The 26,144-nt window shown below is 69.3% G+C and carries 23 protein-coding genes and 1 riboswitch; of the genes, 5 read left to right on the plus strand and 18 right to left on the minus strand.

What is annotated here, in order from left to right:
* Positions 1–19: 19 nt before the first annotated feature.
* The 6 genes from pgsA to AB0H36_RS15530 form a co-directional block, all read right to left on the minus strand.
* Positions 20–640 (minus strand): CDP-diacylglycerol--glycerol-3-phosphate 3-phosphatidyltransferase, encoded by a 621-nt coding sequence (gene pgsA, locus AB0H36_RS15505; RefSeq protein ID WP_360522385.1) that lies wholly within the window; start codon positions 638–640, stop codon positions 20–22.
* Positions 637–2,544: a radical SAM protein gene (locus tag AB0H36_RS15510; RefSeq protein WP_360522388.1), complete on the minus strand. Its 1,908-nt coding sequence runs from the start codon at positions 2,542–2,544 to the stop codon at positions 637–639. Before AB0H36_RS15510 ends, pgsA begins: the two co-directional genes overlap by 4 nt.
* Positions 2,545–2,746: 202 nt before the next feature.
* Positions 2,747–3,502, minus strand: a complete 756-nt coding sequence (locus tag AB0H36_RS15515; protein ID WP_360522391.1) for a RodZ domain-containing protein — start codon at positions 3,500–3,502, stop codon at positions 2,747–2,749.
* A 116-nt stretch (positions 3,503–3,618) separates the two neighbouring features.
* The gene (locus tag AB0H36_RS15520; RefSeq protein WP_360522394.1) at positions 3,619–4,185 is read right to left on the minus strand and encodes a hypothetical protein; all 567 of its coding nucleotides are present in this window, start codon (positions 4,183–4,185) and stop codon (positions 3,619–3,621) included.
* Positions 4,186–4,329: 144 nt separating this feature from the next.
* Positions 4,330–6,960, minus strand: coding sequence for a DNA translocase FtsK 4TM domain-containing protein (locus AB0H36_RS15525; RefSeq protein WP_360522397.1), 2,631 nt, complete (start codon positions 6,958–6,960; stop codon positions 4,330–4,332).
* Positions 6,961–7,065: 105 nt separating this feature from the next.
* On the minus strand, positions 7,066–7,581 hold the full coding sequence (locus AB0H36_RS15530; RefSeq protein WP_360522400.1) for a DinB family protein: 516 nt from the start codon (positions 7,579–7,581) through the stop codon (positions 7,066–7,068).
* Positions 7,582–7,675: 94 nt separating this feature from the next.
* Positions 7,676–7,789, plus strand: a riboswitch (SAM riboswitch).
* Positions 7,790–7,805: 16 nt separating this feature from the next.
* Here AB0H36_RS15530 and AB0H36_RS15535 point away from each other — a divergent pair.
* The gene (locus tag AB0H36_RS15535) at positions 7,806–9,170 is read left to right on the plus strand and encodes an aminotransferase class V-fold PLP-dependent enzyme (RefSeq protein WP_360522403.1); all 1,365 of its coding nucleotides are present in this window, start codon (positions 7,806–7,808) and stop codon (positions 9,168–9,170) included.
* A gap of 10 nt (positions 9,171–9,180) precedes the next feature.
* On the opposite strand, the gene AB0H36_RS15540 is transcribed toward AB0H36_RS15535, so the two are convergent.
* Both AB0H36_RS15540 and AB0H36_RS15545 read right to left on the minus strand, forming a co-directional pair.
* Complete coding sequence (locus tag AB0H36_RS15540; protein WP_360522406.1) at positions 9,181–11,241, minus strand: prolyl oligopeptidase family serine peptidase; 2,061 nt, start codon at positions 11,239–11,241, stop codon at positions 9,181–9,183.
* Between the two features lie 10 nt (positions 11,242–11,251).
* Entirely contained in the window at positions 11,252–11,797 is a 546-nt protein-coding gene (locus AB0H36_RS15545) for a TetR family transcriptional regulator (protein ID WP_360522409.1), read from the minus strand.
* Positions 11,798–11,851: 54 nt separating this feature from the next.
* Here AB0H36_RS15545 and AB0H36_RS15550 point away from each other — a divergent pair, with 54 nt between their 5' ends.
* Entirely contained in the window at positions 11,852–12,706 is an 855-nt protein-coding gene (locus AB0H36_RS15550; RefSeq protein ID WP_360522412.1) for an alpha/beta hydrolase, read from the plus strand.
* Positions 12,707–12,800: 94 nt separating this feature from the next.
* Here AB0H36_RS15550 and AB0H36_RS15555 read toward each other — a convergent pair whose 3' ends face one another.
* Positions 12,801–14,327, minus strand: coding sequence for an alkaline phosphatase D family protein (locus tag AB0H36_RS15555; RefSeq protein WP_360522415.1), 1,527 nt, complete (start codon positions 14,325–14,327; stop codon positions 12,801–12,803).
* Positions 14,328–14,518: 191 nt separating this feature from the next.
* On the opposite strand from AB0H36_RS15555, the gene AB0H36_RS15560 reads away from it, so the two are divergent.
* A complete protein-coding gene (locus tag AB0H36_RS15560; protein ID WP_360522418.1) occupies positions 14,519–15,589 on the plus strand; it encodes an acyl-CoA desaturase in 1,071 nt (356 codons plus the stop codon).
* 3 nt (positions 15,590–15,592) lie between these two features.
* On the opposite strand, the gene AB0H36_RS15565 is transcribed toward AB0H36_RS15560, so the two are convergent.
* The 3 genes from AB0H36_RS15565 to dapA are packed head-to-tail and all read right to left on the minus strand — an operon-like array spanning position 15,593 to position 19,261.
* Positions 15,593–16,624, minus strand: a complete 1,032-nt coding sequence (locus tag AB0H36_RS15565) for a LacI family DNA-binding transcriptional regulator (protein WP_360522421.1) — start codon at positions 16,622–16,624, stop codon at positions 15,593–15,595.
* Positions 16,625–16,655: 31 nt separating this feature from the next.
* The gene (locus tag AB0H36_RS15570) at positions 16,656–18,350 is read right to left on the minus strand and encodes a ribonuclease J (RefSeq protein ID WP_360522424.1); all 1,695 of its coding nucleotides are present in this window, start codon (positions 18,348–18,350) and stop codon (positions 16,656–16,658) included.
* A complete protein-coding gene (dapA, locus tag AB0H36_RS15575) occupies positions 18,347–19,261 on the minus strand; it encodes a 4-hydroxy-tetrahydrodipicolinate synthase (RefSeq protein WP_360522427.1) in 915 nt (304 codons plus the stop codon). Before dapA ends, AB0H36_RS15570 begins: the two co-directional genes overlap by 4 nt.
* A gap of 228 nt (positions 19,262–19,489) precedes the next feature.
* On the opposite strand from dapA, the gene AB0H36_RS15580 reads away from it, so the two are divergent.
* The gene (locus tag AB0H36_RS15580; RefSeq protein WP_360522430.1) at positions 19,490–19,978 is read left to right on the plus strand and encodes a hypothetical protein; all 489 of its coding nucleotides are present in this window, start codon (positions 19,490–19,492) and stop codon (positions 19,976–19,978) included.
* Here the strand turns inward: AB0H36_RS15580 and AB0H36_RS15585 are convergent.
* The gene (locus AB0H36_RS15585; protein WP_360522433.1) at positions 19,975–20,769 is read right to left on the minus strand and encodes a metal-dependent hydrolase; all 795 of its coding nucleotides are present in this window, start codon (positions 20,767–20,769) and stop codon (positions 19,975–19,977) included. The genes AB0H36_RS15580 and AB0H36_RS15585 overlap by 4 nt on opposite strands.
* A gap of 120 nt (positions 20,770–20,889) precedes the next feature.
* On the opposite strand from AB0H36_RS15585, the gene argG reads away from it, so the two are divergent.
* The gene (argG, locus tag AB0H36_RS15590; RefSeq protein ID WP_360522436.1) at positions 20,890–22,323 is read left to right on the plus strand and encodes an argininosuccinate synthase; all 1,434 of its coding nucleotides are present in this window, start codon (positions 20,890–20,892) and stop codon (positions 22,321–22,323) included.
* A gap of 160 nt (positions 22,324–22,483) precedes the next feature.
* Here argG and paaE read toward each other — a convergent pair whose 3' ends face one another.
* From paaE to paaA, 5 genes are read right to left on the minus strand one after another with little or no spacing between them, the layout of a single operon-like run.
* Positions 22,484–23,569 carry a 1,2-phenylacetyl-CoA epoxidase subunit PaaE gene (paaE, locus tag AB0H36_RS15595; RefSeq protein WP_360522439.1) on the minus strand — a complete coding sequence of 362 codons (1,086 nt, stop codon included), beginning with the start codon at positions 23,567–23,569 and terminating at the stop codon, positions 22,484–22,486.
* On the minus strand, positions 23,570–24,049 hold the full coding sequence (paaD, locus tag AB0H36_RS15600) for a 1,2-phenylacetyl-CoA epoxidase subunit PaaD (protein ID WP_360522442.1): 480 nt from the start codon (positions 24,047–24,049) through the stop codon (positions 23,570–23,572). It lies immediately after the preceding gene.
* Positions 24,043–24,783 (minus strand): 1,2-phenylacetyl-CoA epoxidase subunit PaaC, encoded by a 741-nt coding sequence (gene paaC / locus AB0H36_RS15605; protein WP_360522445.1) that lies wholly within the window; start codon positions 24,781–24,783, stop codon positions 24,043–24,045. Before paaC ends, paaD begins: the two co-directional genes overlap by 7 nt.
* Positions 24,780–25,061 (minus strand): 1,2-phenylacetyl-CoA epoxidase subunit PaaB, encoded by a 282-nt coding sequence (gene paaB / locus AB0H36_RS15610; RefSeq protein ID WP_360146066.1) that lies wholly within the window; start codon positions 25,059–25,061, stop codon positions 24,780–24,782. Before paaB ends, paaC begins: the two co-directional genes overlap by 4 nt.
* On the minus strand, positions 25,058–25,984 hold the full coding sequence (gene paaA, locus AB0H36_RS15615) for a 1,2-phenylacetyl-CoA epoxidase subunit PaaA (protein ID WP_360522448.1): 927 nt from the start codon (positions 25,982–25,984) through the stop codon (positions 25,058–25,060). The genes paaB and paaA overlap by 4 nt, the downstream gene beginning before the upstream one ends.
* Between the last annotated feature and the right edge of the window lie 160 nt (positions 25,985–26,144).

Genomic DNA, 26,144 nt, shown 5'->3' on the forward strand with positions numbered 1-26,144 from the left:
TGGTGCCGGCTTGCTCGGGTTATGGGAGTGGGCGTTTGGCGGCGGCTCGGAGACGGAGGGCTCGGCCTACGTAGTCGAGGCCGGTGACGATGGTCACGAGGACGGCCGCGCCCATGAACGCGACAGCGGTCCAGTGCAGGACTGGCACGGACTGCCAGGGAAGGAGGTAGAGGCCGAGCGCGATCGCCTGCAGGACGGTCTTCAGCTTGCCGCCGCGGCTGGCCGGCATGACGCCGTGCCGGATCACCCAGAATCGGAGTGCGGTCACACCCCACTCGCGGACCATCACGACCACGGTGACCCACCACGGCAGCTCGCCGAGGAGCGACAGGCCGATGAACGCGGCTCCGGTCAGTGCCTTGTCGGCGATCGGGTCGGCGATCTTGCCGAAGTTGGTGACCAGGTTCCACCGGCGCGCGATGTCGCCGTCGAACCGGTCGGTGACGATCGCGACCACGAACGCGGCGGTGGCGAGCAGGCGGTTCCCGTCGTCGGTGCCGCCGTCGCGCAGCAGCAACCAGACGAACAGCGGGACCAAGATCAGCCGCAGGACCGTCAGCGCATTGGCCACGTTCCACGCGCTGGGCGCGCTGAGCGGACCGGCTGCGCTAGGCACCGGGTTCGACGGCGGGTTGGTCACGCGGTCAGGTTAGCTGCCGGACGGCCGTCCCGGGGGTTCACGAGTGCCGCGAACTCCGCAATCAGGTCTACCCCGTCGCTTCCGACCACTTTCGCCGTCACAAGATCACCAACACGCACGCCATCCGGAAGACCAGTCACCGACGTCGACCCATCGACTTCAGGCCCCTGATGGGCCGCCCGCCCCTCGCCGGTACGCCCTTCCGGCCGCACGTCGGAATCCAGCCCGGGGCCGAGGTCGGAGCCAGCGGCGGAGGCGAGCTTGGCGCCAGGGGCGGAGTTGGTCGCTGTGGCGGTGGAGTCGGGGGCGGTGGACTCGATGATGACCTCGACGAGTTCGCCGATGCGGGATTCGGCTCGGGCGGAGGTGAGGTCTTCGGCGAGGCGGGTGACGCGGTCCAGGCGGGCGGCGATGGTGTCCTCGTCGAGCTTGCCGTCGTACGTCTCGGCCTCGGTGCCGTCCTCGTCGGAGTAGCCGAAGACGCCGATCGCGTCGAGGCCGGCGCGGGACAGGAAGTCGCAGAGGATGTCGACGTCTTCCTCGGTCTCGCCCGGGAAGCCGACGATCACGTTGCTGCGGATGCCTGCGGACGGCGCGGCCGCGCGGACCTGTGCGATGAGCTCCAGGAAGCGCTCGGCGTCACCGAAGCGGCGCATGCGGCGCAGCAGCGGACCGGAGGCGTGCTGGAACGACAGATCGAAGTACGGGACGACGCCGGGAGTCGACGTCATCGCGGTGATCAGCGTGGGGCGCATCTCGGCGGGCTGCAGGTAGGAGACACGCACGCGGGTGATGCCCGGCACCTCGGCGATCTCGCCGACGAGGGTCTCGAGCAGCCGCAGGTCGCCGAGGTCCTTGCCGTACGAGGTGGAGTTCTCGGAGACGAGGAAGAGTTCGCGTACGCCGTTCTCCGCCAGCCAGTGGGCTTCGCCGAGTACCTCGGTCGGCCGCCGCGAGACGAACGCGCCGCGGAACATCGGGATCGCGCAGAACGCGCACCGCCGGTCGCACCCGGACGCCAGCTTCAGCGGCGCCATCGGTCCACCGTCGAGCCGTCGCCGCACGACCCGGGGTCCACTAGCCGGCGCCGCCTGCAGATCCGGCGCCTCGATCTTCAGCTCGAGCCCACCCTCGGAACCGTCCGCCGCCAAGATCTCCGCCGAGCCCTCACGCGCCGCCGCCGACGGACCGCCCAGCGCCCGCGCAGCCGCGGCAGCGTCACCTAGGGCAGAAGTGCTGGCTGCAGAGGTGCCGTCCGGTGAGGTCGGCGACTCTGCGCCGGCAGCCGCCGCGCCTCCGCCGGTCACTGGCCGAGCGGCGGTGGTCGCCGCACCGCTGGGAGCTGCGGCTCCGCTGCTCGCCGGGGGCGTGGTGGAAGTTGGCGTGGCGGGGGTTGGGCGAGCCTTGAGGGAGGTGGGGATGTGGTTTCCGTGGCCGGGGATGGCTACATCGGTGGCTGAGGCGCGGGCCGCGGGGGCCAGCGGGAGGAGTTTGCGGCGGTCGCGGGGTACGTGGGGCTGGTGCTTGGTGCCGGAGAGGATCGAGCGGAGGCGGTCCGAGATGTCGGCATAGTCGTCGAAGCTGAGGACTGCGTCGGTTTCGGGCAGGGCTTCGGCGAGTTGCTCGCCGTACCGCTCGGCGAGGCAGCCGACCGCGACGACGGCCTGGGTGCGGCCGCCGTCTTTGTAGTCCGCGGCTGCGAGGAGCGTGTCGACCGAGTCCTTCTTGGCGGCCTCGACGAAACCGCAGGTGTTCACCACCACGGTGTCCGCTTCGGCGGCGTCCTCGACGAGCCGGAACCCGCCGGCTTCGAGCCGACCGGCCAGCTCCTCGGAGTCGACATCGTTGCGGGCACAGCCCAGCGTGACCAGGGCGACGGTGGTGGGAGGCGTAGTCATCACCACGAGTATGACGCGACGTACACCCCGCGACCTAACTCACCACCACATCTCACACCCGCCCACATCACCCCACTCACCGCTGCCTGGTGGCGAGCCGTCCCCCAGGCGGCGGTCAGCCAGCCGCGGTGGAAGGTGGCCCGGCGGTGGCGGAGCAACGTCGCCCGGAGGTGGTGTTTGGGCGGGGTCGTGCGGCGATTGGCGGGGATTAGTCGGGTTTGGTGAGGGTGCCGTTGGGGTGGGCTTCGAAGCGGTAGAGCTTGATGGAGTGGGTGTGGCCGTTGACGGTGACGGAGAGGTTGGCGGGGACGCCTACGGAGACGCGGACGTCGCCGGTGGTGGTGACGGTCTGGGAGGTGCCGGGGCCGAGGAGGCCCTGGAAGAGGCGCTTGCCCTTCTTGTCCCGGACCGTGACATAGGAGCCGTCGCCCTTCGCGGTCAGGGTGAGCTTGACCTTGGTGGGCACCGGAGGCTTGGTCGGCTTGCGCTTGGTGGGTTTGACGGTCGGCGTGGGCGTCGCCTTCGGGGTCACGGTGGTGACGACCGGGGTCGAGGTGGCGGACTTGGAGGCGTTCGCCTCGACGTCGCTCGGCACGGTGAAGAGCCGGACCATGCCCCAGCCCATCAGGCCGATCAGGATCGCGCCGACCACGACTGCCCAGCGCGGCCGGGCCGGGTGCAGGGTCGGGCCCTTGATGGCGGCCCGTTCCTCGCGACGGGCCTTGTCCTCCTCGACCGCGTGCTCGGCGTCGAAGGTGGCGAGCAGGGGCGCCGGGTCGGCCTTGACCACGCGGGCGATCGCGCGGATATGGCCGCGCGCGTAGAAGTTCCCGCCGCAGCGGGAGAAGTCGTCGGCCTCCATGGCGACGAGCAGCCCCGTTCTGATCCGGGTTGCGGCGCTCAGCTGCTCGATCGTCATGTCGGCCCGTTCGCGGGCCGCCGTGAGCTCGCTGCCGATGCTCACGTCCCCACCGTCCTCTCCATCGCCCGACTGTTCAGCGGACCGTCGACTCCGAAACGCCGACAGCGGGACCGCCGACACCAACTCAACGGCCTTTGTCCGACAGGGTCACGGACGAGTCAGAGTTGTTCCCTGACCGGACACCTGGCATCCGCCAGCATGTGCAGTGCCTGTACCACTTCCCCGTCCGACGGCCGAGCCGTCAACCCGAACGGTACCGCGAGTGACGAGCCGGTCAACCGCCGGTTCGCATCCGTTGTCTTGCGAGTCGAACTCGGCATCGCGCCCAGGACCGGGCCCGGATCCTGAAGGTGGACGGCGATTCTGCCGTCGTCCAGCAGATGCCGGCGCTTCAGCACCGTCACTTCCTCGATGTCCTCCCATCGGGTTCCGATCCACTCGTTGCGGATGCGCAGGCGGATGCCGACGTCGTCGGCCACGAGCATGTCGCCGACCGTCAGGGCGCGCGCGCAGACCAGGGCCAGTACGGCGAACCCGGCGGCAGCGATCCAGCGCAGTACGCCGGTCGGGCTGGTGGAGGCGGAGGTGGCGAAGCCGATCGCGACCAGGAGGGCGCCGACGGCGATCCCGCCGTGCACCTTCTGGGACGCGCGGACGGTGAACGGCACCGGCTCCGGGTCGAGGTCGAAGCGTTCCTGCCTGGGCAGAGCACTGGCAGCAGTCATCGGCATACCCCTCGCCCAACACGACCCGGCCGCTGCGCGACCGGGTGAAGGTGAACGGAGCCGACCGGAGGCGCGGCTGGGCTGACGCCCGGTCGGGGTGTGCCTGGACACGTGGTCGTGGTGGCGAGCGTCCTGGGGAGCACGTCACTCTCCTCGGAGGGTGGTGATGAAGTCCTCTAGGTCGTCGGGCTTGACAAGGACGTCGCGGGCCTTGGAGCCTTCGCTCGGGCCGACGACGCCTCGGCTTTCCAGGATGTCCATCAGGCGGCCGGCCTTGGCGAAGCCGACCCGGAGCTTACGCTGCAGCATCGAGGTGGAGCCGAACTGGGTGGAGACGATCAGCTCGGCGGCCTGGACGACCAGGTCCATGTCGTCGCCGATCTCGTCGTCGAGCTCCCGGCTCGGGCCGGCCGCGGCGGTGACGTCCTCGCGGTACGTCGGCTGCAGCTGCTCCTTGCAGTGCTCGACCACGCCGCGGATCTCGGACTCGGTGACCCAGGCGCCCTGGATACGCATCGGCTTGCTCGCGCCCATCGGCAGGAACAGTCCGTCACCCTGGCCGACCAGCTTCTCCGCGCCAGGCTGGTCCAGGATGACCCGGCTGTCGGCCAGCGACGAGGTCGCGAACGCCAGCCGCGACGGCACGTTCGCCTTGATCAGACCGGTCACGACGTCCACCGACGGCCGCTGGGTGGCAAGCACCAGGTGGATGCCGGCCGCACGCGCGAGCTGGGTGATCCGGACGATCGAGTCCTCGACGTCACGCGGAGCGACCATCATCAGGTCGGCCAGCTCGTCGACGATCACCAGCAGATAGGGGTACGGCGTCAGCACCCGCTCGGACCCCGGTGGCGGCTTCACCTTGCCCGCCCGGACCGCCTTGTTGAAGTCGTCGACGTGCCGGAACCCGAACGCGGCCAGGTCGTCGTACCGCATGTCCATCTCGCGGACGACCCACTGCAGCGCCTCGGCGGCCTTCTTGGCGTTGGTGATGATCGGCGTGATCAGGTGCGGGATGCCCTCGTAGTTGTTCAGCTCGACCCGCTTGGGGTCGACCAGGATCATCCGCACCTCGTCCGGCGTGGCCCGCATCAGGATCGAGGTGATCAGCGAGTTCACGAACGACGACTTACCCGAACCGGTGGCGCCCGCGACCAGCAGGTGCGGCATCTTCGCCATGTTCGCGACGACGAACCCGCCCTCGACGTCCTTGCCGAGCCCGGCCACCATCGGATGGTGGTCGTTGCGCGCGGTCGCCGACCGGATCACGTCGCCGAGGCTGACGATCTCCTTGTCGGTGTTCGGGATCTCGATGCCGATCGCGGACTTGCCCGGGATCGGCGACAGGATCCGGACGTCGGCCGAGGCGACCGCGTAGGCGATGTTCTTCGACAGCGCGGTGACCTTCTCGACCTTCACCGCGGAGCCGAGCTCGACCTCGTACCGCGTGACGGTCGGGCCGCGGGTGTAGCCGGTGACCTGGGCGTCGATGCCGAACTGCTCGAACACCTCGGTGAGCCGGTCGACGACCTGGTCGGACGCCTTGGTCCGCGCCTTGTGCACCGAGCCCGGCTTGAGCATCTGCCCGTCGGGGAGCGTGTAGGTGATGTCGCCGGACAGGCTCAGCTGCTCGACCCGCCGCGGCAGCGGCGTGTGCGGCGGCGGCTCGGGCGGCGAGTCCGAAGAAGACTTGCCCGAGGCAACGACCGGTGACGGCGAGGGTACGGCGGCCGCCGCGGCGTCGGCGTCGTACGCGTCCTCCTCCGGGGGAGGCGGCGCGGCCTTCGACTTGCGGCCGCGCTTGCTGATTTCCCGCCCCTCGAGCACCGGCGAGTCGTACGGCTTGACCGTGGGCTCGCCGTCCTCGTCCTCGGAGGCGGCGGCCTTGGCGCGGCGCTCCTTGCGGGTCAGCCGGACGGTGTCGTCGGTCGGCGCGGCCACGACGGACGGTGCGTCCTCGGGCAGCGCCGTACGTCCCATCAGTACGTCGAAGGCCGCGCGGACCCGCACGGGTATCGCGTAGACCGGCGTCCCGGTGATCACCAGGGCGCCGAAGATCGACAGCAGGACCAGCAGCGGGGCCGCGACGTACTGCGTGAGCAGGTCGGACAGGAACGTGGAGATGAAGTACCCGATCGCGCCGCCGGCCTCCTGGATCGGCGCGTCGGCCGGGTTGCCGGGCCGGGGCAGGCCGTTGGCGATATGGATCAGGCCGAGCACACCGAGCGCGAACGTCGTCCAGCCGATTACCTGGCGGCCGGCCGGGCCGTTGCGGTCCGGGTGGCGCATGGTGCGCAGCGCGATGAACAGCAGCATCAGCGGCACGGCCCAGCCGATCATGCCGACGCTGCCGCCGACGACGGTCCGGATGACGTTGCCGACGGCACCTGGCAGCTGCCACCAGATGGCAGCGGCGACCACGACGCCGAGGCCGATCAGGAACAGGCCGGCGCCGTCGCGGCGGTGCTCGGGGTCGAGGTCGCGGGCGCCGTTGCCGATCCCGCGGACCATGCCGCCGAGCAGGTGCGCGATGCCGATCCAGAGCTTCACGAAGCCGCGGCCGAGCGCGAGCATGGCGGCCGCGAAGGGGCCCGGTCCGCTGACTTTGGGCGTGCTGGTCCGCGCCGCGGTGGATCCACCGCCGCGCTTCGTGCTCTGCCCACGTTTCTGGGCGCCTGACGGACGGGAGCGTCCACCAGCAGCCGACCGCGCCGTACTCGGCCGGTTGGCTGCCGACTTCTGCGCCCGCGCCGGGGAAGACGTGCGGGTCGCCATATACCTCAGGCTACCCCGATTACCTCTCGAGTCCCACGTGTCACACGCCGATCACGCTGCCCCATCCGTAGCGTCACGGCGCCACGACCGGACCAGGTCCGCAGCTTAGGCGCCGGTGGTGCCGTCCAGTTGTTCACGGACGAGGTCGGCGTGGCCGCAGTGCCGGGCGTACTCGCCGATCAGGTGGATGTAGATCATCCGCAGCGTCGACTCAGTTTCCTTGAAGGTGAAGCGCTCGTCCAGCGAGTGCCCGGCAGCAGCCTCGTCGGACAGCTTCCACTCCTCGATCAGGCCGTCGTACTCCGCTTCGGCCAGCGAAGCATCGATCAGCTCGAAGTCCGCGTCCTTCCCGAGCTCGAGCGGAAACACCGGCTCGGCGGGATCGGCGGCGAAGTGGATCCGGAACCAGATCCGCTCGACCTTGGTCAGGTGCCGGATCAGCCCGAGCAGCGACAGGTTCGACGGCGGCGATGGCCGCTCGGCCAGCTGCGCCGCCGTGAGGCCTGCGCACTTGAACAGCAGCGTGGTGCGGTAGAAATCCAGGTAGCCCTGGAGCAACGAGCGCTCCGGGGCGGTCAACGAGCCGGCCGGTCGTTCGACGGCAGGTGCTCTCCAAGTCATGCGTTCCCCAAGTTGTCCACGATGTGTTCGCCCATCTCATCACATGAGATAGCCACTGGCGTCGACCGTAGCCCGTTCGTTACCGTCTTCGGCAGGTCATGAGCGCCAGCGTCAAGCCCCGGCTCGCTGGCCGGCAACCCTCCTCCGCGGTGGGGTGCCCCGGGTGAAGACCAGGCCGTGCGGATACCCCGCTCGGCAAGTGCGGACTTCCTGGGAGCAGCAGCATGTCGATCCTCTCCATCCTCGAGCCTGCCAGTACGACGACCGCGCGGCCGACTGTGGCCCGCCTCGCGACCGGCAGCATCCCCGCCACCGTCGGCTCCGACCTGCTGGTCCCACTGGCCGACGGCCGGGTCACCGACTACGCGAACTTCGACCACGGCGCCAGCGCGCCGTGTCTGGAGTCGGTGCGCGCCAGCGTCGAGGCGGCACTGCCGTCGTACGCGTCGGTGCACCGCGGCAACGGCTACGCCTCCCGCATTACCACGCAGTGGTACGAGCGGGCCCGCGCCGAGGTGCATGCCTTCATCGGCGCCCGTGACGACGACCAGGTGATCTTCACCCGGCAGACGACCGATGCGCTCAACCTACTAGCCCACGCCGTACCAGCTGACGCGACCGTGATCGTGTTCGAGTCCGAGCACCACGCCGCGCTTCTGCCCTGGCCGGCTGAGCGGACCGTGCGCCTCGCTGCGCCGGCCAGCCCGAGCGAGGCGGTGACCAACGTCGCCGACGCGCTCCGCAACGCGCCCGAGGGCCCGCGGCTCGTCGTCGTCACCGGTGCGTCCAACGTGACCGGCGAGATCTTCCCGATCGCCGAGATCGCGGCCGTCGCCAAGGCGCACGGTGCGCGTGTCTGCCTGGACGCCGCGCAGCTCGCGCCGCACCGGCCGGTCGACATCGCCGAGCTCGACGTCGACTGGGTCGCGCTGTCCGGCCACAAGCTCTACGCGCCGTACGGCGCGGGCGCCCTGATCGGCCGCTCCGACTGGCTGGACGCCGCTGAGCCCTACCTGTACGGCGGCGGCGCGACGACTGCGGTCACCGAGGACCTCGTGGTCTGGGCGACCGGCCCGGCGCGGCACGAGGGCGGCTCCCCGAACGTGATCGGCGCGATCGCGCTGGCTTCGGCCTGTGCGGCGATCAGCAAGCACCGCGACGCCATCGAGCAGCACGAGCGCAGCCTGCTCGCCCGGCTCCGGACCGGTCTCGCGCAGATTCCCGGCGTCACGACGTACTCGATCTTCGGCCAGGACGCGGACCGCGTCGGCACGGTGTGTTTCACCGTCGCCGGCCTGACCTCGACCCTGGTGTCCGCGGCGCTGAGCGCCGAGTACGGCGTCGGCGTCCGCGATGGCAAGTTCTGTGCGCACCCGCTCGTCGGCCACCTGCTCGCGGACTCCCCCGAGCACGGTACGGCGGTCCGCGCGAGCCTCGGCCTCGGGACGACCCGAGAGCACGTGGACCGTCTCGTCAACGCCGTACGGACGCTGGCCACCAGCGGACCGCGGTCGGAGTACGAGGAGTCCGCGCACGGCTGTCAGCCCGCCGACGACCCCCGCGACCTCCAAGCGCCTCGCATCTGGTGATGCAGCCCTCCTACTGCTCAGGAGGTTCAAGGCCTACATGGTGAGCAGCGAACGCCAGTAGGTCCGCCCATTCCGACGCGACCATCGCGGCGGGTTTCCCGAAGCCGTGGCCGGTGTTGACCTCGACCCTGGTCAAGACAGGTTCGGCGGAGGACTGGGCATGCTGCAACGCGGCGATGAACTTGTGACTGTGCAACGGCACCACCCGGTCGTCGTGGTCACCGGTGACCACGAGCGTGGCCGGGTACGCCGTCCCGTCCTGCACCCGGTGCAGTGGCGAGTAGGCCAGCAGGTCCTCGAACTGCTTCGCGTCGCCCGGATGCCCGAAGTCCGACGTCCACGCGGCCCCCACCGTGAACAGGTGGAACCTCAGCATGTCGAGTACGCCGACACCCGGCAGCGCGACCGCGAACAGGTCGGGCCGCTGCGTCATCACGGCGCCGACCAGCAGACCGCCGTTGCTGCGACCGTGGATGGCGAGCTGCTCCGACGTGGTCACGCCGGTGTCGCGCAGGTGCTCGGCGACGGCGATGAAGTCGTCGAAGACGTTCTGCTTGTTCTTCAGGCGACCAGCGTCGTGCCAGGCGCTGCCGTACTCGCCGCCACCGCGCAGGTTCGCGATCACCAGCACCCCGCCGGCGGCCAGCCATGCCGGCCAGCCGGGCCGGTACTCGGCCAGGATCGGGATGCGGAAGCCGCCGTACCCGTAGAGCATGGTCGGTCGCGGGGACGAGTAGTCCAGGTCGGCGCGGCTGATCAGGAAGTACGGCACCTCGCGGCCGGGCTCGAGCCGGCGTTCGACCGTGATGGCCGGTGACGTGAAGCCGCCGGACCCGCGGACGAGCTCGGGCAGTGCGCGTACGGCGCCGGTCGAGGCGGACACGACGTACGAGAGGGTCGGTTCGGTCGGCGTGGACAGCCCGACGAAGAGCTCGTCGTACTCCGGGGAGGCGTTCATGCCGACCACTCCCCCGCCTGGCGCATCGACGACGCGGGCGTCGGAGCCGTCCAGCGCGTAGAGCGTGAGCACGGGTTGCGCGTCGAGCAGGGTCAGCGTGGCGAGGCCGCTCGCCGTACCGCGGACCGCCTGCAGGGTGCCTTCGCCCTCCGGGATCAGGTCGGCGAACTGCCCATCAAGGGACGCAAGCACGACGCGGCCGCGGGGTGCGTCGCGATCGGTGCGCACGACCAGCTGATCGCCGGACATCCGCACGAACGTGATCTCGTCCGCGAGGTAGTCGACCACCTTGATCGGCTCGCCGATGCCGCCGTCCGAGGTGATCGGGTAGACCCACAGCCGGGTCGCCGGGTCGGTGCCTTCGCTGATGTGGACGACGAGGTACCGGTCGTCCTCGGACACCTCGGGCGTGATGAAGATGCGGTCGTTCTCCGGGAAGTCCAGCACGAGCTCGTCCGACGATTGCGTCGTACCGACCCGGTGCAGCATCAACCGGCCGCCGGACAGCGACTTCGTCTCGGTGCCTTCGCTGCGCCCGCTCGCCGGGTAGTGCAGATAGAGGTACGCCGAGCTGTCAGGCAACCAGGTCGCCTCGCAGAACTTGGCTTCCGTGACCACGTCGTCGACCGGCGTGCCGGTGGCGATGTCGAGCAGCCGGAACGTCGTCCAGTCGCTGCCGCTCTCGTTGATGCCGTAGGCGAAGTACTTGCCGTCGGGGCTGACCGTGAAGGTGCCCAGTGAGTCGGTGCCCGCCTCGGACAGCGTGTTCGGGTCGATCAGGACCCGGCCGCGGTCGACCAGGTCCTCGAGGGTCTCGGCGACGTACACGACGTCCTGCGCCTGGGTACCGTCGTTGCGGCCGACGAAGTACCAGCCGGACTTCTTCACCGGGACGCCGGCCCGCGGCCGGGCCAGGATCGCGGACATCGTGGCCTGGAACCACGCCCGCTCCGGGTAGCTCGACAGCTCGGCCTCGGTCAGCGCGTTCTGGCGGGTGACCCAGTCCCGGGTGCCGGGTGCGTCGGGGTCCTCCAGCCAGCGGTACGGATCGGCGATCCGATGCCCGTGCAGTGTCTCGACGACGTCGTCGCGGCGGCTCTCCGGGTAGGTCATGCGGACAAACCTAACCGGCAAGTGCAACCTTCAACAGCAATTCGAAAGTGGGCCGGGGGTCGACGTCGTCGTGCCGCGCGATGCGATGCAGGATCAGGCCCTCGGACGCGGCCGCCACGGCCCGGGCGGCCTCCCGCGGGTTCGGCGCGCCGAGCTCGGCCAGCGCCGCGGTGGCAGTCGCCACGATCGCCTCACGGCCGCGGGACAGCGCCTCCCGGACGACCGGATCGTGGCTGCCCTCCAGGAACAGGATCAGCCGGGCGGTCGTCCGCACCCGGTTGATCCGGGTGAGGAAGTCGAACAGCCCGCACATGATGTCGACGAACTCCTCGGGCGTGGCCGGGCTGAACGCAGTGCCGAGCGCCTCGTTCTCGCTCTCGGCGATCCGGTCGGCCACCCCGGACAGCAGCGCGGCCCGGGTACGGAAGTAGTTCGAGGTCGAGCCCTTCGGCAGGCCGGCCTTCTCGTCGACGCGGGCATGCGTCATCGCCCGCAGTCCTTTGGTGCCGAGGAGCTCGATGGCGGCGTCCAGAGCACGAGCACGCGTCGGCGTCATACCGTCACTATAAACGTAGTGACTTTGTACTACGTTCGTAGTACCGTCGATGCCATGCTTCCGACACTCGATGGGGTGACCCACACCTACGTCGAGCTGCCTGGACTCCGGATGCATGTGACCGAAGCCGGCAGCGGCGACGCCGTCCTGATGCTCCACGGTTTCACGCAGCACTGGTGGGAGTGGCGCGACGTCATTCCCAGCATGGCTCAGCACTACCGTGTGATCTGCCCCGACCTGCGCGGCGCCGGGTGGACCGACGCGCCGCCCGACGGGTACACCGCCGACCAGTTGCTCGGCGACGTGCTCGCGCTGCTGGACGCGCTGGACGTCGACCAGGTGCACCTGATCGCGCACGACTGGTCCGCGATCGTCGCGTACTTGCTGTGCCTGGAACATCCCGAGCGCGTCCGCGACCAGGTGTCGATCGCGATCCCGCCGCCGTACGTCGATTTCGACGGCGCGATGATGCGCAGCCTCGTGCGGCACGCCTGGTTCAACTTCATCCTGCCCGTGCCGGGCCTCGGCCCGTGGGCCCTGCGCACCTGGCTGACGCGCCACCTGCTGGCGTCGGTCTCCCATGGGATCAGCGACGAGGACCTGGAGATCTTCACCGAGCGGCTGCGCGAGCCGGCCCGCGCCCGGGCCGGGTCCGCGCTGTACCGGCACTTCATCCAGCCGGTCGGGATGCAGATGCTGCGCGGCAAGTACAAGGACCGGCAGCTGACCACCCGGACGCTGGTTCTGCTCGGCGCCGAGGATCCGAACGTCCGGGCCGAGTTCCTGCACGGCTACGAGCCGTACGTCGACGATCTGCAGCTGATCGAGATCCCGGGCGCGTCGCACTTCGTCGTCGACGACCAGCCGGAGGCTGTGGTCGCGCACGCCCTGGAGTTCTTCAAAGGGTGAGCGTCGTACCCACCGGCCCCGGTGGGCGGCATCCCGCACTGGCGCCGGGGCCAGTGAGTACGACGGGCCTCAGTGGCCCTCTCAACCGCCTCTTCTATTGGGCGGGTTTGATGTCTTTGGACCACAGGACCTTGCCGTAGAGGTCGCGCAGCGACGCGGTGAAGACGCCGGTGCGGGGATCGATGTCGACGTGGCCGAAGAACTGGTTGCCGCCGCTCGGCGGCTGGTTCGGGAAGTCGGCCGCCTTCACGAACTCGACCTTCGGCCCGAACGTGGAGTCCAGCGCGTTCGGCCCGAACGTGCCGGCGTTGATCGGCCCGGCGACCAACTCCCAGAACGGGTCGAAGTCGGTGAAGGCCGCCCGCGACGGGTCGTAGTGGTGCGCCGCGCAGTAGTGCACGTCCGCGGTCAGCCAGATCGTGTTGCGGATCTTGCGCCGCTTGAACTGGCTGAGGATCCAGGCGATCTCGTGCTCGCGGCCACCGGGCGCGCCGGCCAGTCCGTTCGCGACCGCCTCGATCTCGGTGCCGTCCGGGACCAGCACGCCGATCGGCATGTCGCTGGCGATCACCTTCCAGGTCGCCTTCGATTTCGCGACCTCGCGGACCAGCCACTCGGACTGCTCCGCGCCGAGGATCGCGACCTCGCCGGCCACGTCCGGCTTCGGGTTGGTGTCGCGGTAGGTCCGCATGTCCAGGCAGAAGATGTCCAGCAGCGGGCCGTAGCTCACCTTGCGGTAGATCCGGCCCCGGCCGGCGGTGTGGACCATCGGCAGGTACTCCAGGAACGCCTTCCGGGCCCGGGCCGCCAGGACGTCGACCCGCTTCTCGGTGTAGCGCTCGTCGGTGAGGATCTCGCCGGGGTACCAGTTGTTGACCGTCTCGTGGTCGTCCCACTGGCTGACGATCGGCACGTCGGCGTACAGGGCCCGGACGTGCTCGTCGAGCAGGTTGTACTTGTACCGGCCGCGGTACTCGGCCAGCGTCTCGGCGACCTTGGCGACCTCCTCGGTCACCACGTTCCGCCAGATGGTGCCGTCGGCAACCTTCACCTCGGCCGCGATCGGGCCGTCGGCGTAGATGTTGTCACCGGAGTGCAGGAAGAAGTCCGGCCGGGTGTCGTGCATCGCCTGGTACGCGATCATGCCGCCGAGGTCGGGGTTGATGCCGTAGCCCTGGCCGGCGGTGTCGCCGGTCCAGACGAACGACAGTCCGCGGTTGCGGCCCGGCGTACTGAAGGAACCCTCGAGCGACTCGCCGCGGCGGCCGCCGGCGTCCTCGAAGGCGATCCGGTAGTCGTAGCGCTGGCCCGGGCGCAGGCCCTTCAGCGGCAGCTGCGCGGTGAAGTCGTCGTCCGGCCCGGTGACCGGGCCGCGCAGCCGGATCGCCCGGTCGAACCGGCCGTGGCTGGTCAGGTCGACGACGAGGCGGGCGCGGCGGTCGGTCCGGGACCAGACGACGGCCGAGTTCTCGGTGACGTCACCGGACATGATCCCGGACGGCAGGGCGGGCCGGTCGCGACGGACGAGGTTCGGCGTCGCGGCAGTGGCAGTCCCTGGTACTGCGAGGGACGCACCGGCAACGGTGGATGCGGCCAGGAGCTGGCGGCGGCTCAAGTTCATGACCTGAAGGTGCGCCGCCGCGATGACAGCCAGGTGACACCCGGGCGAACTGGGCGCCAAATCAGCCGGGGGCCGGAGCACGGCTTTGCCGAGCCGACCGCAGCGGGCCATCTGCGGGCCCGACCTGCTTAACGGCCCCTTGGCCATGCGACCGGATGGTGGAGCGCACACTCCCAGGACGGGGCAGACCCATGTCACAGCTCGCCGCCCACCCCCACAGCGCGCAGCAGCGATACACCAGCCGCTACACGGATCTTGTACGGACTGTCCGCGAGCTCGGCCTCCTCCGCCGGCGCAAGGGCTACTACTTCACCCGGATTGCGCTCGTGCTCACCGCGCTGGCGGGCGTCGGCGCCGGCGTCGTCGTGCTGGGCGACTCCTGGTACCAGCTGCTACTGGCAGGCGCACTGGCCGCCGTACTCACGCAGGTCGCCTTCCTCAGTCACGACAGCGCACACCGGCAGATCTTCCACTCCCCCACCTGGAACGACTGGACGGCACGCTTCCTCGCCGGGCCGATCGCCGGCATGAGTGCCACGTGGTGGCGCCACAAGCACAACCGGCACCACAACGCGCCGAACCAGGTAGGCCGCGACCCCGATGTCGAGCTCGAGGTGATCGCGTTCCACCCCGACGCCGTCGCGAAGCGCGGGCCGGCAGGTCAGTGGATCGCCGCCCGGCAGGGCTGGCTGTTCTTCCCGCTCCTGACGCTGGAAGGGGTCGGCCTGCACGTGTCGAGCCTGCGGCACCTGCTGCGCCGCGGAGCGACTCGGCTCGAGCGCGTCGAAGCGGCGGTCGTGATGTCGAGGATCGGCGGCTACGTCGGGGCGCTGTACCTGCTGCTGCCGGTCGGCAAGGCCAGCGCGTTCCTGGCTGTCCAGCTCGCCGTGTTCGGGGTCTGGCTGGGTGCTTCGTTCGCGCCGAACCACAAGGGCATGCCCCTGGTGCCGGCCACGATGAAGCTCGACTTCCTGCGCCGCCAGGTGCTGACGTCGCGCAACATTCGCGGTGGTGTGCTGGTGGACTTCGCGATGGGCGGGCTGAACTACCAGATCGAGCACCATCTGTTCCCGAGCATGCCCAGGCCGACCCTCAAGGTTGTCCGGCCGATCGTCCGCGAGTACTGCGCGCGGCATGACATCACGTACACCGAGGTCGGACTGTTCACGTCGTACCGGATCGTCGTCGGGTACCTGAACAACGTCGGCCTGCGGGCCCGTGATCCCTTCCAGTGCCCGCTCGTCGAGCTCTACCGGAAGTGACAGTCAGCTGCTGGGCGGGATCTCGCCTGATCCGCGGATGGTGAGTTTCACCGGGACGCGGACGGTGCGACCGGGACGGTGGGGTTCCGGGAGGCGCTCGGTCATCAGCTGGATCGCCGTACGGGCCATCACGTCCGCGGACTGCGCGACCGCGGTCAGCCCGGGGCTGAGCAGGTCGCCGAGCGCGAGGTCGTCGAAGGACACCAGGGCGACCTGGTCCCGGCGGCCCGCGAGCCCGCGGAGCACCTCGGCCGTGGTCATGTTGTTCGCCGACAGCAACGCGGTGGCCGGCTCGGAACGATCGAGTACGGCGGACAGCGTGATGCCGATGCCCTCGGTCGTCGGCTCGGACAGGTGGACCAGGTCCTCGTCCACCTCGATCCCGTGCCGCGCCATCGCGGCCCGGTAGGCGACCACGCGTTCGCGGGCGGTGAAGATCCGCTCGTCGTCACCGAGGTAGGCGATCCGCCGGTGGCCCTGCCGGACCAGGTGGTCGATCGCCTGGTCGATCCCGCCGGCGTTGTCGGCCAGTACGGCGTCCGCCTCGATCCCGTGCGCCGGCCGGTCGATCGTGACGACCGCCATGCCGGCGTCCACGTGCGGCGCGAGGTACTCCTGGGTCTCGCCGATCGGCGCCATGATCAGCGCGTCGGGCCGCCGGGCGACGAACTCGAGGCAGACGTCGCGCTCCCGGTCCGGGTCCTCGTCGGTCAGGCCGATCATCACCACCGAGCCGGACGACCGCGCCCAGAGCTCGACCGCCCGGCCGAGGGAGGCGAAGAACGGGTCGCCGATGTCGCGGATGACCACTGCGATCGTCCCGGTCTTGCCGCGCCGCAGCATCCGGGCGCTCTCGTTCGGGGTGTAGTTGAGCTCCTTGATCGCGGCCTGGACCTTCGCGGTCAGCTCCGGGCTGACGTTCGGCTCCTCGTTCACCACCCGGGAGACGGTCTTCAGCGCGACACCGGCCCGGGCCGCGACCTCCTTCATCGTGGGCCGGCGCTGGCCCGTCCCGTTCACTCCGCTGATCGTCATCGCCGGCCCCTCTCTCCCCTGTTGTTGCAGCTCAGCTCTCGACGACGACCGGGATGATCATCGGGCGCCGGCGGTGGGTGTCGCTGACCCACTTGCCGACCACCCGGCGGATCACCTGCTGCAGCTGGTACATGTCGTCCACGCCGCTGCCGATCGCCTTCTCGATCTCCGCCTCGATCTTCGGCTTCAGGTCGTCGAAGACAGTGTCGTCCTCGGCGAACCCGCGCGCCTGGATCTCCGGCCCTGCCGTCAGTTTGCCGGTCACCGAGTCCATCACGGCGATCACCGAGATGAAACCCTCGTCGCCGAGAATCCGGCGGTCCTTCAGCGAGGTCTCGGTGATGTCGCCGACCGTCGACCCGTCGACGAACACGTACCCGCAGTCCACCTTGCCGGCCACGATCGCCTTGCGGTCGATCAGATCGACCACCACGCCGTCCTCGACGACGACCACGTTCTGCGCCGGCACACCGGTCTGGATGGCCAGGTCCGCGTTCGCGTGCAGGTGCCGGATCTCGCCGTGCACCGGCATCACGTTGCGCGGCTTCACGATGTTGTAGCAGTACAGCAGCTCGCCTGCGCTGGCGTGACCGGACACGTGCACCAGCGCGTTGCCCTTGTGGACCACGTTCGCGCCGTGCCGGGTCAGGCCGTTGATCACCCGGTACACCGAGTTCTCGTTCCCCGGGATCAGCGACGACGCGAGTACGACGGTGTCGCCCGGCTGGATCTGGACGACGTGGTGGTCGTTCGCGGCGATCCGGGACAGCGCCGACATCGGCTCGCCCTGCGAACCGGTCGAGACCAGCACCACCTGCTCCGGCGGGTAGTTGTCCAGCTCGCGCATGTCGATCAGGGTGTCGCCGGGCACGTTCAGGAAGCCGAGGTCGCGGGCCACGGCCATGTTGCGGACCATCGAGCGGCCGACGTACGCCACCTTGCGGCGGTGCTTCACGGCCGCGTCCATCACCTGCTGGACCCGGTGCACGTGCGAGGCGAAGCAGGCGACGATGATGCGCTGGTTCTTCGCCTTGGTGAAGACACCGTCCAGCACCGGCGCAATGTCGCGCTCGTGGGTGGTGAACCCGGGAACCTCGGAGTTGGTCGAGTCGACGCAGAACAGGTCCACGCCCTCCTCGCCGAGCCGGGCGAACGCGCGCAGATCGGTGATCCGGTTGTCCAGCGGCAGCTGGTCCATCTTGAAATCACCGGTGTGCAGCACCAGGCCGGCCGGCGTCTTGATCGCCACCGCCAGCGCGTCCGGGATCGAGTGGTTGACGGCGATGAACTCGCAGACGAACGGGCCGATCTGGAGCGACTCGCCCTCGACCACGGTCTGCTGCGGCACGTTGCGGTGCCGGTGCTCCTTGAGCTTGCCCTCGAGCAGCGCGAGCGTGAGCTGCGACCCGATCACCGGGATGTCGCCTCGCTCGCGCAGCAGGTAGGGCAGGCCGCCGATGTGGTCCTCGTGGCCGTGCGTCAGCACCACCGCGACGATGTCGTCGAGGCGGTCCCGGATCGGCTGGAAGTCCGGCAGGATCAGGTCCACGCCGGGCTGGTTCTCGTCGGGGAACAGCACCCCGCAGTCGACGATCAGCAGCTTGCCGTCGTACTCGAACACCGTCATATTGCGGCCGACCTCGCCGAGGCCGCCGAGCGGGATCACCCGCAAAGCGCCCGGGGCGAGGGGCCCGGGCGCGTCGAGATCTGGATGGGGATGGCTCATGCAATCAGTCCTGCCGTCTTGAGGTCGGTGGTGAGCCAGTCCACTTGCTCGGCGGTCGCCTCAATCAACGGCGACCGGAGTGTCGCGTGCTCGATGACGCCGGCCAGCTTGAGCGCGGCCTTCACCATGATGGCGCCCTGGGTCCTGGTCATGATCGCTTCGACGGCGGGCACCACCCGTCGGTCGATCTCTCGTGCGGTGGCGAGGTCGCCGGCCACCACGGCGTCGATCAGCTGCCGGTACTCCGGACTCGCGACGTGCGCGACGACACTGGCGATGCCGACCGCGCCGATCGCGAGCGAGGCGAGGTTCAGCTCGTCGGCACCGCAGTAGTAGAACAGATCGGTGTTCGCCAGCACCTTGGTGGTCCCGGCCAGGTCGCCCTTGGCGTCCTTCACCGCGACGATCCGCGGGTGCCCGGCGAGCGCGATCAGGGTGTCGGTCCTGACCTCGACGCCGGCCCGGCCGGGGATGTCGTAGACCATGTTCGGCAGGCCGGTGGCGTCGGCGACCGCGGTGAAGTGCGCGCGCAGCCCGTCCTGCGGAGGCTTGTTGTAGTACGGCGTGACGACGAGCAGACCGTGCACACCGGCAGCCTCGGCCTGCTTGGCGCACTCGATCGTGTGCGCGGTGTCGTTGGTGCCGACGCCGGCGACCACCTTCGCCCGGTCGCCGACCGCCTCCAGCACCGCCTTCAGCAGCTGGACCTTCTCCCGGTCGGAGGTGGTCGGAGCCTCACCGGTCGTCCCGTTGACGATCAGCGCGTCGTTCCCGCGGTCGACGAGGTACTTCGCCACCTTCTGCGCCGCGTCGAGATCGAGCGACCCGTCGGGCCGGAACGGGGTGATCATCGCCGTCGTGAGGCGGCCGAACGGCAGCGCCTCTGAGGCCGCAGTTGAAGCTGGGGACATGGGGCTCAGGTTACCGCTCCGAAGCCGCTGAGAAATGAGCAGGCCTGGTGGCTGTCCGCTCGGGGGTCCGGGCAGCCACCAGGCTCACTCGTCCTATCGGGCCGGGCCCGGTAGGCGTTACAGCTTCTCGCAAAAAAGTCCGGAAAAAATTCTGTGAACACTCTCTGTTACTTCATGCTTGCTGAAGGTGGAGATTTTGGTGACTTTCCGAACCGCTAGTCTCTCCGCGTGTCCACCACCCTCACGCCCGCGCAGCGATCGCTGATGACCACAGCCGCCGCCATGCTCACCGCGATCCCGATGATCACCCTGGTCCTGTGGTTCGTGCTGGCCGTCGACGGGATCGGCGACTTCCCGCCGACCTGGGCGCCGTCCTTCGTACTGCTCACCGCGGCGCTTGCCTATGCGTTCTGCGAGCTGGTCGGTTTCCGGACCAGTCCACTGAAGATCAGCGATCGGTCGAAGGCCGACGTCGCGACGGAATCCTGGCAGCGATTCACCGCCTCGACGTTCGTCCGGTTCGCGGTGTGCGAGGCGGTGTTCCTGATCTCGATTCCGCTGGCGTTCGTCGTCGACAGCTTCTACCTCGTGCTGATCGGGGCCGTGCTCGCGATCCCGTTGTTCCTGTGGGAGGTGTGGCCGGGCGTGCGGAACCAGCAGCGGTTCGCCGCCGCACTCGAGTCCGGCGGCGTGTCGTCGTACCTGACCGAGGTTTAGCGGCCGGCGATCCAGATCGAGGTCGCGGTGAACAGGCGCTCTACTGCTTGCAGGGCGCCGGGCAGCAGGAGTACGGCGGCGCCGAGCAGCAGCGGTACGACGATCAGGCGCTCGAACCAGCCGTTGGTGCGGAAGCGGAGCGGGCGCGGGAGGCGGATCTCGTACCAGGTCTCGCCGCGGATCGGCAGCGGCCACAGCCACGGGCAGCCGGAGCGGGTGAGGCTGTCGCCGAGGCAGTGAACGAACATGCCGAGGGCGACGGCGACTCCGATCCAGCCGCCGATGCCGGTGAGGCCTGCTTGGACGGCGTCCGCGGTGGTCGTGCCGGGTAGCGCCGTACCGGTCACGGACCAGGCGGTGGCGCCGAACACGAGGACGATCAGCCAGTCACCCAGTACGTCGGCCGCGAGCAGCAAACCGGTGACGGCCACGGCGAGGACTGCCCACTTGCCGCGGTCGCCGGCGCTCGCCGCGAGCATGCCAAGCAGGATCGCGGCGACGAGCGTGTGCGTCGCGTGGCGGTGCTTGCCGGTACTGTCCTCGTCGCGTGGACCCTTGGTGAGGTTGTAGAGCACGCCCGAGAACGCCCGCACCGCCTCGGACACGAGCCGCGTCACCGGACCGACCAACCGGGACGCCCGGGCGCCCGGGTGATCCAGGTCCGGCACCAGCGCATACCCGGCCGTCGCCGCCGCGAACGGCACGACCTCCGCCACCGACGTCAGCCCGACCAGCGGCGCGACCACCAACCCCGCGCACCACCCTGACAACGCATGCGACCGCCCCATCATGGTGTTGCCTCACTCCCCTCCTGCCGGCCTCACATCCTCCCATCCTTTCGCTTCTGCCCCAGCAGCCACGCCCGTCACACCCGCTTTGCATAATCATGCAGGGCAGTGCATACTTTTTCTGTGTCCAAGGTTCTTACGTCTTTGCCTGTTGGTGAACGGGTCGGCATCGCCTTCTCCGGCGGTCTCGACACGTCGGTCGCGGTTGCGTGGATGCGGGACAAGGGAGCGATCCCCTGCACCTACACGGCCGATCTCGGTCAGTACGACGAGCCCGACATCGCCTCCGTCCCGGGTCGCGCCACGGCGTACGGCGCCGAGATCACCCGCCTGGTCGACTGCCGCGCGGCGCTGGTCGAGGAGGGCCTGGCCGCGCTGGCCTGTGGCGCCTTCCACATCCGCTCGGCCGGGCGGACGTACTTCAACACCACCCCGATCGGGCGCGCGGTGACCGGCACGCTGCTGGTCCGGGCGATGCTCGACGACGACGTGCAGATCTGGGGCGACGGCTCGACCTTCAAGGGCAACGACATCGAGCGGTTCTACCGCTACGGCCTGCTCGCGAACCCGCAGCTGCGGATCTACAAGCCATGGCTGGACGCGCAGTTCGTGCACGAGCTCGGCGGCCGGAAGGAGATGTCCGAGTGGCTGGTCGCGCACGGCCTGCCGTACCGGGACAGCACCGAGAAGGCCTACTCCACCGACGCGAACATCTGGGGCGCCACCCACGAGGCCAAGACCCTCGAGCACCTCGACACCGGGGTCGAGACCGTCGACCCGATCATGGGCGTGCAGCACTGGGACCCGTCCGTCGTGATCGAGGCCGAGGACGTCACGATCGGCTTCGAGCAGGGCCGGCCGGTGACGATCAACGGCAAGGAGTTCGGCTCCGCGGTCGACCTGGTGCTGGAGGCGAACGCGATCGGCGGCCGGCACGGCATGGGCATGTCGGACCAGATCGAGAACCGGGTGATCGAGGCCAAGAGCCGGGGCATCTACGAGGCTCCCGGGATGGCGCTGCTGCACGCGGCGTACGAACGGCTCGTCAACGCGATCCACAACGAGGACACGCTGGCGAACTACCACAACGAGGGACGGCGGCTCGGGCGGCTGATGTACGAAGGCCGCTGGCTGGACCCGCAGTCGCTGATGCTGCGGGAGTCCCTGCAGCGGTGGGTCGGTACGGCGGTGACCGGCGACGTCACGCTGCGGCTCCGGCGGGGTGAGGACTACTCGATCCTCGACACCACCGGGCCGGCGCTCAGCTACCACCCGGACAAGCTGTCGATGGAGCGGATCGTGGACTCGGCGTTCGGCCCGGTCGACCGGATCGGTCAGCTGACGATGCGGAACCTGGACATCGCCGACTCCCGCTCGAAGCTGGAGCAGTACGCCGGCCTCGGCATGTTCGGCACCGCCAACGCGGCCCTCGCCTCCTCCACCGACCTCATCGGCCCCATGCCCACCGGCGGAGCCGAAGCCATCGCCTCCCGCGGCGAACCCACCGAAGAAGACGAACTCCTCGACCGAGCCGCCATGGAATCCGGCACCGACTAAGTACCTGTTCCATCACCCCTCCCCTGGCCGGCCGCCTCCGTGCGGCCGGTCAGGCACGCTCGACGACCCGCCGCCGCAGCCGAGCAGGAGTGACGCACAGGCCTGTCACCAACCGGGGAAGGCGACCCGACCCTCCCTGGTGGCGGGCGGATCCCCCGGGTCAGGCGTCGTAGTCGAGGGTTACGGCGGGGGTGGTGGGGTGGGATTGGCAGGTTAGGACGTAGCCGGCTCGGATTTCGTCGGGTTCTAGGGCCCAGTTGGTGTCCATGCGGACGGAGCCTTCGAGGACTTTGGCTCGGCAGGTGCCGCAGACGCCGCCTTTGCAGGCGAAGGGGGCGTCGGAGCGTACGGCGAGAGTGGCGTCGAGGACCGGCTTGGAGTGTTCAGCCAGAGCGAAGGTCGAGCGGCGGCCGTCGAGGATGACCGTGACCTGGGCTGCGTCCTCGTCGACCGGTGCCTCCTCGATGGGAGCGGCAGGGGCCTCGTCGCCGACGTGGAAGAGCTCGGCGTGGACGTGTTCGCGCGGAACGCCTTGCGTCAGCAGGAGGTCCTGCGCACCCACCACCATCGCGTAGGGACCACACAGGAACCACTCGTCGACGGTCCCGATCGGCAGGATCGTCTTGAACATCCGCTCCAGCCGCTCGGCGTCGATGCGCCCGCTGAACAGCTCCACCTCCGTCGACTCCCGCGACAGCACGTGCACCAGGTGGAACCGCTCGGCGTACCGGTCCTTCAGATCGGCCAGCTCGTCGGCGAACATCACCGACCCCGCGGTCCGGTTCCCGTAGAGCAGCGTGACCCGGCTGGACGGCTCGACGGACAGGATCGTCGCCACCAGCGACAGCACCGGCGTGATCCCGCTGCCCGCGGCAACGAACGCGTAGTGCTTCGCGTTCGCCGGGTCCAGCGTCGTACCGAACCGCCCGAGCGGAGTCATCACCTCGAGCTCGTCGCCGATCTTCAACTCGTTGGCCGCGTACGCCGAGAACTCGCCACCAGGAATCCGCTTCACCCCGATCCGCAGCACACCGGACCCGGCCGGCGAGCAGATCGAGTAGCTGCGCCGCACGTCCTCCCCGGCACGGCGGATCGTCAGATGCTGGCCCGCAGTGAAGTCGTACTCGTCCACCAACTCCGCAGGCACCGCGAACGTGATCGCCACCGAGTCGTCGGTGATCGCCTCGATCGCGGCCACCTTCAACGGGTGGAAGACAGCCCGCCGCCGGGGCGCAACAGTCGTCATCTAGATCGCCTTGAAGTGGTCGAAGGGCTCCCGGCAGGAGTTGCACCGCCAGAGGGACTTGCAGGACGTGGACCCGAAGCGGCTGAGCTCAGAGGTGTCCGGCGATCCACACAACGGGCACCGGATGGTCAGACTCAGCATCACCGGTCCCCCGACGGCACGCCGGCCGGTCGGCGGGGCGATGCCGTACTCGGTCAGCTTCGCCTTCCCCGACTCACTCATCCAGTCCGTCGTCCAAGCAGGCGAAAGCACGGTCTCGACCCGGCCATCGACGTGCAGAGACTCGAGAGTCAGCTCGACCTCATGCCGGATCAGGTCCATCGCCGGACACCCGGAGTACGTCGGTGTGATCGTCACGACCACCTCGTCACCCTCATGCCGAACCCCACGCAGCACGCCGAGATCCGCGATCGTCAGCACCGGCACCTCAGGATCCGCGACCTCACCAACGGCCTCGAGGATCGCCGCGTCGCTCACCATGTCGCCCCCGGATGCGAACGCGCCACGTGCTGCAGCTCCGCGAGCAGATACCCCAGGTGCTCGGAGTGCCGACCGGATCGGCCACCACTGTGCTGGTACGACGACTCCGGCCGACTGCACGTGGACTCGTCGATCACCGCAAGCACCCGGCGCTCCCACTCGTCCCGCACCGTCGACGGGTCGACCGCGACCGGCAACCGCCGTACGAGCTCGTCGGACTCGAACATCTCCGCGGTGTAAGGCCAGAACGCCTCCAGCCCAGCCTGCATCCGCCGGTGACTCTCCTCGGTCCCGTCGCCCAGCCGCAACACCCACTGCGTCGCATGGTCGACGTGGTACGCGACCTCCTTGACCGCCTTGCCCGCAACCCCGGACAGCGTCTCGTCGGAGCACTTGAGCAGCTCTTCGTAGACCAGCTGCTGGTACGACGCGAAGTACAGCAACCGCGCCATCGTGTGCGCGAAGTCGCCGTTCGGCAGCTCGCACAGCTGCAGGTTGAGGAAGTCGCGCTCGTCCCGGAAGTAGGCGAGGTCGTCCTCGGTCCGCCCGTCGCCCTCGACCTGGCCGGCGTACTGCAGCAGCGACCGGGCCTGGCCGAGCTGGTCGAGGCCGATGTTGCCCAGGGCAACGTCCTCCTCGAGCTGCGGGGCGGCCGCGATCCACTCGGCGGTGCGCTGCGCGGAGATCAACGCGTCGTCGCCGAGCCGGAGGGCGTAGACGAAGAGATCGTTCACAGGTGCTCGACACCTTCCGGGACCTGGTAGAAGGTCGGGTGCCGGTAGACCTTGTCACCGGCCGGGTCGAAGAACTCGTCCTTCTCGTCCGGGCTCGACGCGGTGATGTCGGCCGCCCGCACGACCCAGATCGACACGCCCTCCTGACGCCGGGTGTAGACGTCTCGCGCGTTGCGCAGCGCCATCGTCGCGTCCGGCGCGTGCAAGCTGCCGACATGCGTGTGCGACAGGCCGCGGCGCGACCGTACGAACACCTCCCACAGTGGCTCGACGCTCATGCAGCGCTCTCCTTCATGACTCGCTTGGCCGCATAGGCCGCCGCAGCCTCACGGACCCACGCGCCGTCCTCGTGCGCCTTCACCCGGTGCGCGAGCCGCTGCTGGTTGCACGGCCCGTTGCCCTTCACCACCTCGTACAGCTCGGTGTAGTCCGGCTCGCTGAAGCGGTAGTGCCCGGTCTCCTCGTCGTACGACAGACCGTCGTCGGGCACGCGCAGCCCGAGTACGTCGGCCTGCGGGACGGTCATGTCGACGAAGCGCTGGCGCAGCTCGTCGTTGCTGTGCCGCTTGATCCCCCACGCCATCGACTGCTCGGAGTGCGTGGACGCGGCGTCCGGCGGACCGAACATCATCAGCGACGGCCACCACCAGCGGTCCAGCGCGTCCTGCGCCATCGCCTTCTGCTCGGGAGTGCCGTTGCACAGCGTGTGCAGGATCTCGAACCCCTGCCGCTGGTGGAACGACTCCTCCTTGCAGACCCGGACCATCGCCCGCGCGTACGGCCCGTACGAGCAGCGGCAGAGCGGGACCTGGTTGACGATCGCGGCGCCGTCGACGAGCCAGCCGATCGCGCCGATGTCGGCCCAGGTCAGCGTCGGGTAGTTGAAGATGCTGGAGTACTTCTGCTTCCCGCTGTGCAGCAGGTCGAGCAGGTCGGCCCGGTCCACGCCGAGGGTCTCGGCGGCGGCGTACAGGTAGAGCCCGTGGCCGGCTTCGTCCTGCACCTTGGCCATCAGGATCGCCTTGCGGCGCAGCGACGGCGCGCGACTGATCCAGTTGCCCTCCGGCTGCATGCCGATGATCTCGGAGTGCGCGTGCTGCGCGATCTGCCGGATCAGGGTCTTGCGGTACCCGTCCGGCATCGCGTCCCGCGGCTCGATCCGGCCATCGGCGTCGATGGTCGCCTGGAAGCTGTCGTCCATGCCCGCCAGCATAGCCGAGTTGTGACACTTTCTGTCCAGATCAGCGAACGAGTGTCACAAAGTCGGACGACGGTGGTGCTATCTCCACCCCCGGGAGTGGTGGCAACGCGCTGGGTCACGGCCGGGCCGGCCGCGAAGATTTCAGTGCAAGGCCTACACA

The organism is Kribbella sp. NPDC050820 (assembly GCF_040653975.1).
GTDB lineage: Bacteria > Actinomycetota > Actinomycetes > Propionibacteriales > Kribbellaceae > Kribbella.